The organism is Streptomyces sp. NBC_01537 (assembly GCF_045040445.1).
Lineage (GTDB): Bacteria > Actinomycetota > Actinomycetes > Streptomycetales > Streptomycetaceae > Actinacidiphila.
In genome coordinates, this window is the sequence record NZ_CP109392.1 from 1 (window position 1) to 14,307 (window position 14,307).

Consider the following 14,307-nt stretch of genomic DNA (forward strand, 5'->3'; position numbering starts at 1 on the left):
GTACCACATCGCTGCGCGATGTGCAAGTGAATACCCCCGCTTCGCGGGGTATTGCGGTTCGCTTCGCTCACCGTGCCCGGCTTCGCTGGCCGGCCGTTTCCGCTTCGCTTCAACGGCCGTGGGTACGGCCCGCGTTGCGGGCCGTCAGTCCGTGCTTCGCACGGCCTGGTTGATCGCATGTCAGGTACCACTAATTCCTTCTGCAGTACGGGGAGTTGGGGCGTGCTGCGCACTTCCCCACCCCGGGGTCCTTCCGGCTTCGCCTCCAGGACCAGGACCCGCTACGCGGGTCTGGCTGGCAGCAAGGGGTGACGGGGGCTCGCCTGGTGGGGCTTCAGCGTAGTGCGTGTATCAGTTAGATGCAGCATGTAGGCTTGGCAGAATATTGGAACACCCCCTCCCATTAGGGCCCCGGGATATGGAATGGAGCTTTCCTAATGTCTGCGATTCGGCTTCGTGAACATCAGGTGGATGCGAATTCGCGTATCCGTAAGTGGGTCGGATTCCCTTCGAATAATCTCGTGCCGGAACACGGGGCCCGCGCCACGATGGTGTCCGCGACCGGATCCGGGAAGACGTACACGGCTGCTGCGGCTGCGCTGGACCTGTTCCGTGACGGCCGGATCGTGGTCATGGTGCCCACCCTCGATCTGCTGGTGCAGACCGCCCAGGCGTGGCGCGCGATCGGCCACCGCAGTCCGATGGTGGCGGTGTGCTCGCTGGAGAAGGACCAGGTGCTGGAGCAGCTCGGGGTGCGGACCACCACCAACCCGGTCCAGCTCGCTCTGTGGGCCGGCAGTGGTCCGGTCGTCGTGTTCGCCACGTACGCCTCCCTGGTGGACCGGGAGGACCCGAGGGACATCACCGGGAAGCGGAGGATCCGGGGGCCGATCGAGCACGCGCTGGCGGGCGGGGAGCTGATGTACGGGCAGCGGCTCGCGCCCTTCGACCTCGCTGTGGTGGATGAGGCCCACGGAACCGCTGGTGATCTTGGTCGGCCCTGGGCTGCCATCCACGACCAGGCGCGCATCCACGCCGACTACAGGCTCTACCTCACCGCGACCCCGCGGATCCTCGCCGCGCCTCGGCCGCAGAAAGGGCTGGACGGCCAGGAACTGGAGGTCGCGTCGATGACCTCCGACCCGGAGGGAACCTACGGCGAGCGGATCGTAGACCTCGGGCTGTCCGAGGCCATCGAGCGCGGGATTTTGGCCGGGTTCGAGATCGACGTCCTGGAGATCCGCGACCCCGACCCCATGCTGGTGCTGTCCGAGGAGGCGCTGCGGGGCCGGCGCCTGGCGCTGCTGCAGACCGCACTGCTGGAGCACGCCGCAGCCCACAACCTCAACACCGTGATGGTTTTTCACCAGCGCGTGGAGGAAGCGGAAGCCTTCGCAGCGAAGCTGCCGGAGACCGCTGCGGAGCTCTACGCCACCGAGGTGTCCGACAAGGCCCTGGAAGACGCCGCGCAGCTGCCGCCGTCCTCGATGGGGGCGGAACCGTACGAGCTGGAGACCTACCGGCACGTGCCCGCTAACCGGGTGTGGGCGCAGTGGCTGTGCGGGGACCACCTGGTCGCCGAACGCCGCGAGGTGATCCGGCAGTTCGCCAACGGCATCAACGCCGCCGGGCGTCGGGTCCACCGCGCGTTCCTGTGCTCGGTGCGGGTCCTCGGGGAAGGCGTCGACATCGTCGGCGAGCGAGGCGTGGAAGCGATCTGCTTCGCCGACACCCGCGGCTCCCAAGTCGAGATCGTCCAGAACATCGGCAGAGCCTTGCGGCCGAACCCGGACGGCACGACCAAAGTGGCCAGGATCCTCGTGCCGGTCTTCCTCGCGCCCGGCGAGAACCCCGAGGACATGGTCGCCTCCTCCAGCTACAAGCCTCTCGTAGCCGTCCTGCAGGGCCTGCGCTCACACTCGGAACGCCTCGTGGAGCAGCTCGCCTCCCGCGCCCTGTCGCGGGGCCGGGAGCAGCGGCGCATCAACGTCCGGCGCGATGCCCAGGGCCGCATCATCGCGGCCAGGGCAGCGGGCGAGGGCGCGGAGGGAGAGGGAGACGGTGGGCAGGGCCAGGAGCAGCCCGAGGCGATCGAGAGTGCGCTGATGCGGTTCTCCGGCCCGCGCGACGCCGCCACGATCGCGGCGTTCCTGCGCACCCGGGTCTACCGGCCGGAATCCCTGGTCTGGCTGGAGGGCTTCCAGGCGCTGCGGCGCTGGCGGGCCGAGAACGGCATCAGGGGCCTGTACGCCGTGCCGTACGACACCGAGGTCACCGTCGGTGTCACGCAGTTTCCCTTGGGGCGCTGGACGGCGCAGCAGCGGCGCGCCTACCGCGCCGGCGAACTCGAAGACCACCGCCGCCTCCAACTCGAGGACGAAGGAATGGTGTGGGAGCCCGGAGACGAGGCATGGGAGAGCAAGCTGGCCGCCCTTCGAGGCTTCCACCGGGCGCATAACCACCTCGCTCCGAGGCAGGACGCCGTGTGGCTGGAGGAGCCAATCGGGCAGCACATGGCCAATCTGCGCCGCAAGGGCGGCCTCGGCAAAAACCCGGAGCGCACGGAGGCCCGCGCGGAGCAACTGGCCGCGATCGACCCCGACTGGGACTGCCCCTGGCCCCTGGACTGGCAACGCCACTACGCCGTCCTACGCGACCTCCTCGACGCCGACGGCACCCTCCCCGACATCCACCCCGGCGTCCTCTACGAAGGCGACGACCTCGGGAAATGGCTTGCCCGGCAGGCCCGCGACTGGGCGCAGCTCTCCACCGAACAACAGGAACGGCTGACCGGGCTGGGCATCAAACCCGCTGAACGGCCCTCTCCCGCCCCTGCCAGGAAGAGCACGGCTGGCAGCAAAATGCCAGCGGCGTTCCAGCGGGGCCTCACCGCCCTCGCGCAATACATCGCACGCGAAGGCACCCACGTCGTCGGCCGCACCCACGTAGAACGGATCGTCGTCGATGGCCAGGAGCACGCTCTGAAGCTGGGGGTATTTATGAGTAACACCAAATCCAGGCGGGACAAGCTCACCGAACCCCAGCGGGCAGCACTCACCAAACTCGGCATCGAATGGGCATGACGAGGTTGAGGAGGGCGGTCTGCCGGACGACCCGCACCTCATGCCATGGCAATGCGGCATAAGGTGGATCGACAGGAAGGGCGCAGCCGTCTGCGTGCCGTTGCCCCGTCAGCGCTGTGGCGATCGGTTCGCGGCTAACGTGTGCAGCCGTCACCGACGGGCCCGCCAGATGCCAAACAGCCCGGCTGCCGCGCTGATGATCGCCGAAAAGCCGACGTCCCCCACGACGAGGTACACAAGAGCGACCAGGCCCAGTAGCGCGATCAAAGCGCCGAGATCCAGTATGCGGTGATGCTGCGGTGTCCCTTCGTCTGGTGACGGTGTGGCGATCGCAGTGTCGGAGGCATGGTGCACGGAGTTGGTGCTGATGTCGTCCATGTCTCCAGCAGACCCTGCTCCTGGCGTGATGCGAAGCGGCCCGGACAGGCCCGCAAGATCCCGTACATCGGCGGCCAAGTGACAGACGCTTACGCACCTTTGGCGAACGCTGAATTCGTTCAGGTTCGTTCAAGAGAATCTGTGGACGTTCAGAGCAGCCGCCCTCTAGGGTTCTCTGCGTAGTGCCAGAGGGGGAACAGTGACGCAGAAGAGTCATGGGGTGGATGAGGACGATCTTGAGTCCATGGCGATCTATGACGCGGCTCTGGCGGACTTCACCAACGCCCTGAATCGCCTGCACATCGAGTTCGGCGCTCCTTCCTACAGCGAGATCGTCAAAGCATCCGTCCGCCCGAAGCTGACCAAGGCTGGTATCAACGAAGCCCTGTCCGGCAAGCGGTTGCCTTCCATGGATGCCCTCGTGGAATTCGTCCGCGTCGTCACCAACCTCCTGCCCCCGGAGCAGCGCGCAGCGCCGGCGCATGTTTCGCATCCGGGGCGCGTGGACGAATGGCGGGATCGGTGGAGGGAGGTCAAGTACCGGCAACGGGAAGTGCAAGCGTCATCGAGGCGGGTCCGCCACGCCACTAAGGCAGCGGTCGCGGAAGCAATTGCGGAAGCGGAGTTGGTGCGGACCGAGGCGCATGAGCAGGCAGAGGAAATCCGCCGGGAGGCAGCGGCCGAAGTGGACCGTCTGACCAGTCAGGCCCACAAGGATGCGGCCGCGATGAAGCAGCAGGCTGACGAGCTGTGGTCCCACATCGGAAGTGAAATCGAGGAACTGCGTCAGCAGGCCCGGCTGGAGTCGGCTGAGATCATCCAGACAGCCGGCAAGCGCGCCGAGGAGCTTGTCCAGGCTGCGAATGATCAGTTGTCCGAGGCCGAGCTCCGGGCCAGGGAGATCATCGAGAAAGCGAAGGGCAGTAAGCTCTGGCCCCCTGCAGTGAAAAGGTCCGAGGCCCTGCGTCAGCTTCGCGACGCCGCCCAAGATGTTGCGCGCCGGAGACTGCCAGAGCTGGTCAAGCACCTGTCGGAGTCCGACCCGCAGGATGTGGACGTCTCCGTCGAATCTGTGGGGGTCTTCTCCCATGGCGAGATCAACCAGGTGGCACGGGCGTTCGACGAGGTCCACCGCGAGGCCGTCCGACTAGCCGCCGAGCAGGCGCTGCTGCGAGGCAACGTCAACGCGATGTTCACCAACCTCTCGCGCCGCAGCCAGGGCCTCATCCAGCGCCAGCTGAGCCTGATCTACGAGCTGGAGAGCCGGGAGACGGACCGGGACCGGCTGGCAGGCCTCTTCAAACTCGACCACCTCGCCGTCCGTATGCGTCGCCACGGCGAAAACCTTCTCGTCCTGGCCGGTGAGGAGCCCGGCCGCCTCTGGACCAGCCCGGTCCCGCTGGCCGACGTGCTGCGCGCCGCCGTCTCCGAGGTAGAGGAGTACGAGCGCATCGAACTCACCTCAGTGCCACCCACCCAGGTCACCAGCCGCGTCGTCAACGACCTCGTCCACCTGTTCGCCGAGCTGCTGGAGAACGCCACCTCGTTCTCCTCGCCGCAGACCAAGGTGCGGGTCATCGGTAACGCGCTGCCCGACGGCCGTGTGCTGATCGAAATCCACGACACCGGCATTGGCCTGTCCCCCGAGGACCTGGACGACATCAACGAGCGGCTCGCCAACCCGCCGACGGTGGACGTCTCCGTCGCCCGCCGCATGGGCCTGTTCGTGGTCGGCCGGCTGTCCCTGCGCCACGGCATCCGCATCCAGCTCCGCCCGTCGGACTCCGGCGGCACCACCGCGCTCGTGATGCTGCCCCACGGCGTCTCCCCGGCTGGGCTCGCCGCTGCAGCGCCGCCTCACCCCCAGGGCCCCGACGGCACCGGATCCGCCGTTCCTCCCCGACGAGGCCGACATGCAGCCGACCAGCCCAAACCCGCCCCCTCAACAGACCAGCACCCAGGACCACGCCAGCCTGCGGATTCCTGATCTTATGACACCATCGGGACAACAGGGCCGGCGGCGACACCCAAGCAACATGAACACACCCGGCCTCGGCTAAACCGTCAGCTGTATCCGGGTGCCGCGCTTCGCAGCTGCCACCAGGCGCACGGGCACCTGCTCCACGTCAGGACGCCGTGGGGCGAGAGCGACAACACGGCACGGCTGCCCTGAGCAGTCACCGTAGTCCTTGGTCCCGGCGTGGCGGCTGGCAGTCACTGCGGCCCTGCTCACCTCGCTCTGCTGCTCAACCATGAACCGGACGGGACAAGTCGCGCCGCCAGCCGCGGCCTTGCTTACGGAGTGGTGTCGCGGGTGGGGAGGCGAAGGGTGAAGTGGGCGCCGGGGCTTGTGGGGTTGATGGTGAGGGTGCCGTGTTGGGCGGTGGTGATGCGGTGGGCGAGGCCGGCGCCGCCGTCCAGGATGGCTGACCACGACAAGGGGTCTGCCGCACGATCGGGTGACATCTTGACCTGCCCCACCTCTCAGGTTCCAGTTCTGCTGGCTAACTGACGGCCTTCACGAAAGGCTGCCAGACATGCCCCGCGCCTACCCCGCTGAGTTCCGCGCCCGCGCCATCGCGTTGGTGCGGGCAGGAAAAGAACAGAAGCTGTTCTGCCACGTCTGAAGGTCGGGCACCTGCCGGGTGACCGCGACCTGGAACCCCGGTGGCTGTGGTGCTCGGCCAGCGGCGCAAGACCGCCGACGAGCCGAATCGGCACCCGCACGGATGGCGGGACGCCCGGACGCATAGACGGCGGCCAGGGAACGGCGCAATGCCTCAGCATCCCCGACCGCTCCTTTGACGAACCCGCGAACGTGCGCAGCACCCGCTCCACGTGAGCAATCGAACCAACCCTGCTCGGCAGCGCCGAAATATCCCCTGATCAGGCACCCATAGAACGCTCGGTGCCACTCACAGAAGAGACCGCTCAGATCCACCTCACCCACCACAACCACACACTCGCCCAAATTGAGTAACACCAGGTCAGGACTCTGCCCACTGCTCAACAAGAACGACCCACGACAACATCAATGGCCGGTCATAGCAGGCCCGCCCGCATCCGCCGGTCCCGGGGGGCCTGCGTACGCTCCAGGCGGGCGTCCAGCAGGCGGGCCGCCGCCTCGCAGCGGCCGTCCGCCGTCAGCGCGTACAGCAGGGTCTCCTCGACGACCTCGCGCTGCGCCGCGCTTCCGCCGACCCGGCGCAGGACGGGCAGGAGCGCGTCGAGGCCGCGGGCGGCGTCCCGGAAGCGTTCCTCGACGAGCGCGGCGAACGCCTCGCACAGGGGGGCGATGACCTCGCGCTGGACCTCGTCGGCGGCCGCCGCGTGGTCGCGCAGCCGGCGCAGGGCGGCCAGGTCGCCGACGGCAGTGAGGGTGATGGCGCAGTGCAGGGCGGTGAAGGCGGTCGCGGGCCGTTCCAGGATCTCTGCCTCCACCGCGTCCAGGACGTCCGCGACGGGCAGGTCGCCGCGCCAGCTGTCGCTGAGCCGGGCGCGCCACAGCAGCGACCCCGAGTCCACCAGGGCGCGTACGCCGGTCACCCGGCCTGGGGCGAGCTGGGTGAACCAGCGCTTGCGTACGGCGGCGGGGTCGTCGAGGGCCAGTTCGTGCAGGGCGATGTGCCAGGAGAAATGGGCCCGGTGCACGGCGCGGCGGCCCCGCCCGGCGACCCACCGTTCCAGCCAGTCGCGGCCCGCGCCGTGCGCGCCGGTCTCGTAGTGGACGTGGGCGAGCGCGTGCGCGGCGTTCCCGGAGGCGGGCTCGGCGGCCAGGGCGCGGTGGGCGAGTTCGCCGGCCTCGTGCAGGCGGCCCTGCTCCTGGCGCAGGAACGCCAGCAGGGAGGTGTGGAACCAGTGGCCGTCGTACGCGGAGGAGGTTCGCTCGACCAGGCGCAGCGCGTAGTCGTCGTCGAGGTCGTCGACGCCGGAGAAGGCGATGGTGGGCACGGCAACGGCGAGGGCGAGCGCGTCGGCCGGGTGGTGCTCCAGGTGCCGTGCGAGGGCCGCGTCGCCTTCGTCTCCGTGGACGCGGCGGGTGACGACCTCCACGAAGGAGCGCTCGCGTTCACACGCCCGCTCCCGGGCGCAGCGTTGCGCCTCCGCCAGGGCCCGGGGTACGTCGACGGCGGCTCCGCACTCGTGTCCCAGCAGGGCGAGGGCCGCGTGCCCGAGGGCGAAGCCGGGGTCGAGGGCGACCGCGCGGCTGAGGGAGTCCTCGGCGCCCGAGCGGACCTTCAGGATCCGGTCGAGTCCGGTGCGGTAGGCGGCGGCCGCCTCGGCGTGGGTGGACAGGGCGAGGCCGTGCCCGTCGAGCGGGCGGCGCGTGGTGCGGCGCCGGGGAGTGAGCGGTGCGAGCAGCTCCTGGGCGAGGGCCGCCGCCTGGACGCGGATCTCGGGGATGGCGGTGGTCTCCCACAGCTCGCCGCGGCGCGGGGCGCCGAGGGTGTACAGGGGCAGGCCGGTGGCCCCTTGCCCGTCGAGCAGGCGCCCGTCGAGGGTGGCGACGCCCATGCCGAGCGGGCCGGGCACCGCGGCGCCGGCTTCGAACAGGGAGCGCCACAGGGGGTCATCCAGGACCGGGCCCGGGCCCGTGCAGTCGATGGCCCAGCCCACGTGCAGGTCGCGCCCGCCGGAGAGCCCGATGTCCAGCGATCCGTCGGCGCGGACGTCGGCGCGGGTGACGGTGCCGGCGTGGACGGCCAGGCGGCGCGCGGTGCGGGCGCGCAGGACGGACTCGCCGGTGGCGGGCGCCATGCGGTGGCGGTGGGTGTTCCACAACGCGCCGTCGCGGGTGAGGAATTCGGCGCGGTCCTCGGGGGTGAGGCGGCGCCACAGGTGCGCGGTGTGCGGGCGCAGGCTGTCGAGCGCGGGGCGCCAGTCGCCGTGCAGGCGCACGGCGCGGGCGACGTGGCGGTAGACGGTGCGGCGCAGCTGCTCGAAGGAAGTGTCGTAGAGGCTTTCGGGGGCGGGCATGGGGCCGGCCGGGGTCAGGGCGTGCGGCTGGGGCAGCAGGCCGTTGCGGGACACGGCGTGCACCGTGCGGCCGGGGCGTTCGAGGGTGAGGGTGAGGTCGCCGGAGGTCAGGCCGGTGCCGATGAGGAGGACGTCGCTGTCGTCGGCGCGGGGTCCGTCCAGCGCGCCGCTGGTCCAGGGGTCCGCGACGAAGCGGGCGGCGGCGCGCAGCTGCGCGGGGGCCCAGGCCGCGGTCGACGCGGCGGGGCCGGTGGCCAGGACCGCGCCGTCGGCGGCGAGCCGCGTACCGTCGGCGAGCCGGAGGGTCACCCCGGCGTCCGGGGCGCCGGCGACGTGCTCGGCGCGGGTGGTCAGCTGGCGTACGGACACGGTGCCGTGCGCGCGGACGATGGCCTGGGCGAGCGTGTCGGCGAGGTAGGCGCCGTAGCGGTAGCGGGTCGCGAAGTCGGCGGCGGTGACGGTGGGTTCGCCGTGGCGGCAGAGCCACCGGGTGAAGTGGCCGGGGTCGTCGGGGTAACAGCTCATGCCGCCCGCAGGCACGTTGAGGCGGTGCCCGGGATCCCGGGTGGTGTAGGCGGTGCCGCGGCCCGCTTCGGGGGCCGGGTCGATCAGGACCAGGTCGAGGGGGGTTCGGCGGCGCGTGGCCGCCTCACAGAGGTGGACGGCGGTCAGCGTGCCGGCCGCACCCGCACCGACGACGGCCACCGTGTACCGCTCACGGACTGGACTCACATAAGCCTCCGGCAGTTATCGGCGGCGGGGCCGGTGGAACGGAGCTCCGCCTTCGGGTCGCGCGCACTTTTCCGACCGAGTGAGTAGGAAAAGGTGTCGTTAGAGGAATCCCACCCGGCGCTCGAGGACCGCTCAAGCACCGGTCGTCGCCGGCCGGATCCGGAACCGGGGCCCGCCCGCCCGCCTCGCGCCGGGCCGCCGCCCCCGTACCGGCGGCGCGGCGCCTTCGCCGGTACGGGGGCGGGCGAGCACCGCAGGCCGGTGGGGGCGGGAGACGCGACCCACTGGCCGAAACGCACCGGGTCGTCGCGCGGGTCGGGGGTGGCTTCCGGTGGCACGGCTTCGCCTGCCGTCCCGCAACTCGTTGCGGGACGGCGACTGGGTCGCGGTTCGGCTGGCGGGACGCCCCGGGAGGAAGTCACCCAACGGGACCCTGGTGGGTCGCCGCGGCGGGACCCGGGTGGTCACCGAGCGGCGGTGGCTGCCGCGAGGGCCGGGTGGACCTTGGTGAGGAGGAGGTCGAGGCAGCGGCCCGAGGGGCGCGCAGAACTCGTCGCGGGCGGTGCGGTCGCGGCCGCCGTCGACGACGTTGTGGTGGCGGCCCTCCTGGACGGCGGTGGGTGCGGCCGCGGCTGGGACGTCTACGCCGACCCCGCCGGGCACTCCTTCTGCCTCGTGGCGCACTCAACACCACAGGAGCGAGGTGCTGCTGCGGGAGACCATGGCCAAGGCCGAGGAGGTCGCCGGGCGGTATCCGCGGCTGCGGGCCCGGCTGGAGACGCCGGCCGCCGGATGTACGGCGGGACATGGCCGCACTCCGCGTCGGTGATGATCGGTACGTTGAGGGACCCCAGGGCGTCGAGGACGGCCTCGTGCTGGCTGAGGGAGCCGGCGTCGGGCGCGTTGGCCGGCCGACGAGGACGGCGTTCGCCCGGTCGAGGAAGCCCGCGAGTCGCATGCCGTGCAGTTTCCGGCAGATGGCGAAGGCGCCGTCGCCACCCGCCTCCACGCAGACGAGCAGGCCGTCCGGGGAAAGGACACTCAAACGCAGGCGGCCGTTCCTCAGCGCTTCGTTGCTTGACACCTCGAAGCGTGAGGAGCGGCCGCCTGCGTCGTCCCGGGAAGAACCGCGGATCAGCTCGTCGAGTGACCCGCGACGTCACACCGCAAACTCAGACGGTGGACGGCGCTTCTGCCCGGCTCTTCCCGGACTCGTGCGGCGCCGTCTCCTGTGGCGTCAGGCCCGGCCGCCAGATGCGCGGCCCCAGGTCCAGGGCCAGCGCCGGAACCAGCAGGCTGCGTACCAGGAACGTGTCGAGGAGGATACCGACCGCTATCAGGAGCCCCTGCTGCAGTGCGCTCACCGTGGGGATGGCCGCAAGGACGCAGAACGTGGCAGCCAGCACCACGCCCGCCGACGTGATGACACCGCCGGTCACCGTTACCGCGGTGAGGATTCCCTCGCGGTGGCCACGCAGCCGCACCTCTTCCTTTGCGCGTGTCATCAGGAAGATGGTGTAGTCGACGCCCAGCGCGACGAGGAAGATGAAGCCGAACAGCACCAGCCCGCGGTCGATCTTCGCGTGGTCGAGTGCGTGGAACAGCAGCGAGGCCGTGCCGACGGCCGCCGCGAACGACAGCACCACGGACCCGAGCAGCACCGCAGATGCGATGGTCGCCCGCAGCAGGATGAGGAGCATCACCAGCACCACCGCGAGGATCAGCGGGATCAGCAGCGTCTCCTCGTCACCCTGCGCCTCGGAGACGTCGAGCGCCACCGCGCTCTGGCCCCCGACGACCGCGTCGGCTGCCGGCCCGGTCGATCCGTCCAGCGCCGTCCTGATGTCCCGGACGGTGTCCTTGGCGGCCGCGGAGTCCGGGGCGTCGCGGAGTACTGCTGTCAGGTGCGTCCAGCCGCCCTTGGCCACCTGGGTGCTGACGGAGGACACACCGGGCACCGTGGCGACGACGGCCGTCGCAGATTCGGCCCCGGCGTCGCGGACGTACACATCCGCAGGAGCAGACGAGCCTGCGGCGAAGTGCTTGGCCAGAACCTGCTGGCCGGTGACCGAGTCGACCTTGCCGGTGAACTGCTCCGCCTGCGTCTGGCCGGTCTGCACGCCGGTGATGCCCAGCGCCATGACGCCCAGCACCAGCGCCGTGCCGATCCACACCGCGCGCGGGCGCCGTCCCACGGCCGCGGCGATCTTTGCCCACCTGCTGTGCCCCTGCGCCGAGTTCGGGTCGTATCCCGCCGTGACGCGCGGTTTCACGGGCCAGAACACCCAGCGGCCCAGGATCACCAGCAGCGCCGGCAGCAGCGAGGTCATGGCGAAGAACACCAGGACCACACCGATGGCGACGACCGGTCCCAGACCCTGGGTGCTGTTCATGCTGCCGAACACCAGGCACAGCGTCGCGAGCGCCACCGTCGCGGCGGAGGCGGCCAGAGCCGGCAGCGAGCCGTTCACGGCCAGCGCCATCGCCGTGTGGCGGTCTTCGTGCCGGTGCAGCTCTTCCCGGTAGCGGGCGATGATCAGCAGGGCGTAGTCGGTGCCCACGCCCACTGACAGCACCATCAGTACATAGGCGCTCTGACCGTTGACCACCAGCCCCGCATGCTTGGCGAGGAGGTAGACCACGCCGCTCGCCACCTGGCTGGCCAGCCCCACGGCGATCAGCGGAATCAGCCACAGCACCGGGCTGCGGTAGGTCATGAGGAGCAGCAGCGCCACCACGCCGAGTGCGACACCCAGCAGTGCGCCGTCCATGCCGGAGTAGACCTCGGCGAAGTCGGCGATGCTCCCGGCCTCGCCGGTGATCTTGACGTCGAGACCGGTGGGGGCGCCGTCGGAGGTGAGCTTGCCGGCTTCCGTCACCTTGTCGGTGAGCACTTTGTTGTCGCTGGGCGAGGTGCGCAGCGGAACGCTCACGAAGGCCGCGACCTTGTCCTGGGAGACCACGGCGGGGGAGACCTCGCCGATGGCCACCTTGTCGGCGAGCCGGGTGCGATCGCCGTCGATCCGGGACAGGTCGGCCTGGGTGAGGCCGCCCTCGCGGGCGTAGACGATGACTGCGGTACTGGAGTCCTTGTCGGCGAAGTACTGCTCCGCGAGCTGCACCGCCTTGGTCGACTGGGCGCTCGACGGCAGCCAGGCTTCAGGGTCGTTGTCCTGTACGTCTGCCAGGCCGGCGGCCAGCGAGCCACCGATACCCATGAGCAGGAGCCACAGCACAAGCACGACCCACTTGGAGCGCCGGCCGGCGACGAAGGCAGCGTATCGGCGCGCAACGGTGGGGGAAGGAACGGGCGGTGGAACCGTTTCCGTGGGGGATGGTGCCGGGGTCTGGGTCGTCATGTGACGCTCACTGAGGGTCAGGAGCCGTGGAGCGGGGGCTCGTACGGAACTGGGTATACAAAGGTTCTTCACCACAGGGGTGGAGTCCTGGTGGAGCGCCCCTCGAGTTGGCTTGAACTCGGATTCCCTCGCCCGATGACGGTCCGTTTCCGGCCGGATTCCGGTCGAGCAGGAGGGGCGCGCTGCGCGGGAGCGCCGCCCGGGAAGGGGCCCGGGGCGGCGCGGACGAGGCGGCGGGCGGTGGCCCGGGCCCGGTCGCGTACCTCGCCGCCGCTGCCGATCCCGTCGAGCAGCACGTACGACCGGGTGCCGCGATGGGTGTGGACCGGTCACCCGTCACCGTTGCGGTCGTACAGGAGCGCATGAGGTTCCTCGGAGCGGTGGCGCAGGCACGCATGAGGCTCGCTTGAGCAGTGGCACAGACGCGCCTGAGGCTCCCTAATCGCCGCTGGTCACTGGAGGGGGGCGTGCCGCCGCTCGAAAGGTTTGTCGCGTTCGCCGGTCCCACCCGTGGGGCGGGATCCGTCAGTGTTGTGACGGACGGAAGAACGAAGAACACCGCTGAGGGAGCACCCGATGAAGGCTCGTATGAAGAACGCAGCCAAGGTTCTGCCGGACGCCATGAACGGCATTCAGAACCTCTACAAGGCCATTCACCAGGGCGGGGTCGACCCGCACACACTGGACCTGGTGCACCTCCGCGCGAGCCAGATCAACGGCTGCAGCTCCTGTGTCCACGCCGGCGTCACGGGCGCCAAGAAGGCCGGGGAGACCGACGAGCGCCTGCACGCCGTCGCCGCCTGGCGCGAGGCGCCGTTCTTCTCGGACGCCGAGCGCGCCGCGCTGGCACTGACCGAGGCTGCCACCCGGCTGGCCGACCACAGCGGGCAGGCCGTGTCGGACGCGGTCTGGGACGAGGCCGCCGACCACTTCACGGAGCAGCAGCTCGCCGCGATCATCCTCATGATCGCGACGACGAACTTCTTCAACCGGCTGAACGCCACCGTCCAGGAGCCCGCGGGCGCCGCCTGGAGCTAGTGCGGTGGCCGCCTTGGTTCACCGGGTTGCGCAGCCTCCGGCCGCGCTTGTCCTCAATCGCCGGACGGGCTGAATTCAGCCCGTCCGGCGATTGAGGACGAACCTGCCACCCAGAGGCCGACAGGACGGCCGCGAGGGCCTCACGGATCGCGGCCGCCGGCGGTGCTGCAGCCGTGCGGGACCGTACGCGGCGGGGAGTCCGAGGAAGCCGTGGCCGGTGATCGCGCCGCCCCGTGACCGTCACGGCGTGTCAGGGTCGGTCAGGAATCGAGAAGTTCGGTTCGCGGGGTCGCCTCTAACCTGCTTGCTATGGACATCACCATTCACACGGCTTCTCTGCCGCATGACGACCCGGACGCTTCGCTCGCCTTCTATCGCGACGTCCTCGGTTTCGAGGTCCGCAGCGATGTCGGCCAGGGCAGGATGCGCTGGATCACGGTAGGCCCGGCCGGTCAGCCGGGCACCTCGATCCTGCTGACACCGCCTGCCGCCGATCCCGGCATCACCGAGGACGAGCGCCGCATGATCACGGAGATGATGGCCAAGGGCACCTACGGATGGATCCTGCTGGCCACCCCGGACGTCGACGCCACGTTCGAGAAGGTGCAGGCCGGTGACACCGAAGTCGTCCAGGAGCCGACCGAGCAGCCGTACGGCATCCGCGACTGCGCCTTCCGCGACCCGTCGGGCAACCTGGTCCGCATCCAGGAGCTTCGCTGAGCAGTGCGGGTACCGATGCA

At 70.2% G+C, this 14,307-nt stretch carries 8 protein-coding genes and 2 pseudogenes; 5 read left to right on the forward strand and 5 right to left on the reverse strand.

Features of this window, described 5'->3' with window-relative positions; translation table 11 throughout:
* The first annotated feature begins 437 nt into the window (after positions 1 to 437).
* A complete protein-coding gene (locus OG607_RS00005) occupies positions 438 to 3,083 on the forward strand; it encodes a Helicase associated domain protein (protein WP_405717052.1) in 2,646 nt (881 codons plus the stop codon).
* 150 nt (positions 3,084 to 3,233) lie between these two features.
* On the opposite strand, the gene OG607_RS00010 is transcribed toward OG607_RS00005, so the two are convergent.
* Positions 3,234 to 3,461, reverse strand: a complete 228-nt coding sequence (locus OG607_RS00010) for a hypothetical protein (RefSeq protein ID WP_405717054.1) — start codon at positions 3,459 to 3,461, stop codon at positions 3,234 to 3,236.
* A 961-nt stretch (positions 3,462 to 4,422) separates the two neighbouring features.
* On the opposite strand from OG607_RS00010, the pseudogene OG607_RS00015 reads away from it, so the two are divergent.
* Positions 4,423 to 5,334: pseudogene (locus OG607_RS00015) on the forward strand (sensor histidine kinase); the annotation flags it as partial.
* A gap of 422 nt (positions 5,335 to 5,756) precedes the next feature.
* Here the strand turns inward: OG607_RS00015 and OG607_RS00020 are convergent.
* Both OG607_RS00020 and OG607_RS00025 read right to left on the reverse strand, forming a co-directional pair.
* Positions 5,757 to 5,927, reverse strand: a complete 171-nt coding sequence (locus OG607_RS00020) for a hypothetical protein (RefSeq protein ID WP_405717056.1) — start codon at positions 5,925 to 5,927, stop codon at positions 5,757 to 5,759.
* Between the two features lie 576 nt (positions 5,928 to 6,503).
* Complete coding sequence (locus OG607_RS00025) at positions 6,504 to 9,170, reverse strand: FAD/NAD(P)-binding protein (RefSeq protein WP_405717058.1); 2,667 nt, start codon at positions 9,168 to 9,170, stop codon at positions 6,504 to 6,506.
* A gap of 703 nt (positions 9,171 to 9,873) precedes the next feature.
* Here OG607_RS00025 and OG607_RS00030 point away from each other — a divergent pair.
* Positions 9,874 to 9,999, forward strand: coding sequence for a hypothetical protein (locus OG607_RS00030; protein WP_405737488.1), 126 nt, complete (start codon positions 9,874 to 9,876; stop codon positions 9,997 to 9,999).
* Here the strand turns inward: OG607_RS00030 and OG607_RS00035 are convergent.
* Both OG607_RS00035 and OG607_RS00040 read right to left on the reverse strand, forming a co-directional pair.
* Positions 9,962 to 10,203 (reverse strand): annotated as a pseudogene (locus OG607_RS00035) (LD-carboxypeptidase); the annotation flags it as partial. The gene OG607_RS00030 and the pseudogene OG607_RS00035 overlap by 38 nt on opposite strands.
* Before the next feature lie 139 nt (positions 10,204 to 10,342).
* Positions 10,343 to 12,412, reverse strand: coding sequence for an MMPL family transporter (locus OG607_RS00040; protein WP_405717060.1), 2,070 nt, complete (start codon positions 12,410 to 12,412; stop codon positions 10,343 to 10,345).
* Between the two features lie 693 nt (positions 12,413 to 13,105).
* Here OG607_RS00040 and OG607_RS00045 point away from each other — a divergent pair.
* Positions 13,106 to 13,567: a carboxymuconolactone decarboxylase family protein gene (locus OG607_RS00045; RefSeq protein ID WP_405717062.1), complete on the forward strand. Its 462-nt coding sequence runs from the start codon at positions 13,106 to 13,108 to the stop codon at positions 13,565 to 13,567.
* A 309-nt stretch (positions 13,568 to 13,876) separates the two neighbouring features.
* Positions 13,877 to 14,287 (forward strand): VOC family protein, encoded by a 411-nt coding sequence (locus OG607_RS00050; protein ID WP_405717065.1) that lies wholly within the window; start codon positions 13,877 to 13,879, stop codon positions 14,285 to 14,287.
* Positions 14,288 to 14,307 lie beyond the last annotated feature (20 nt).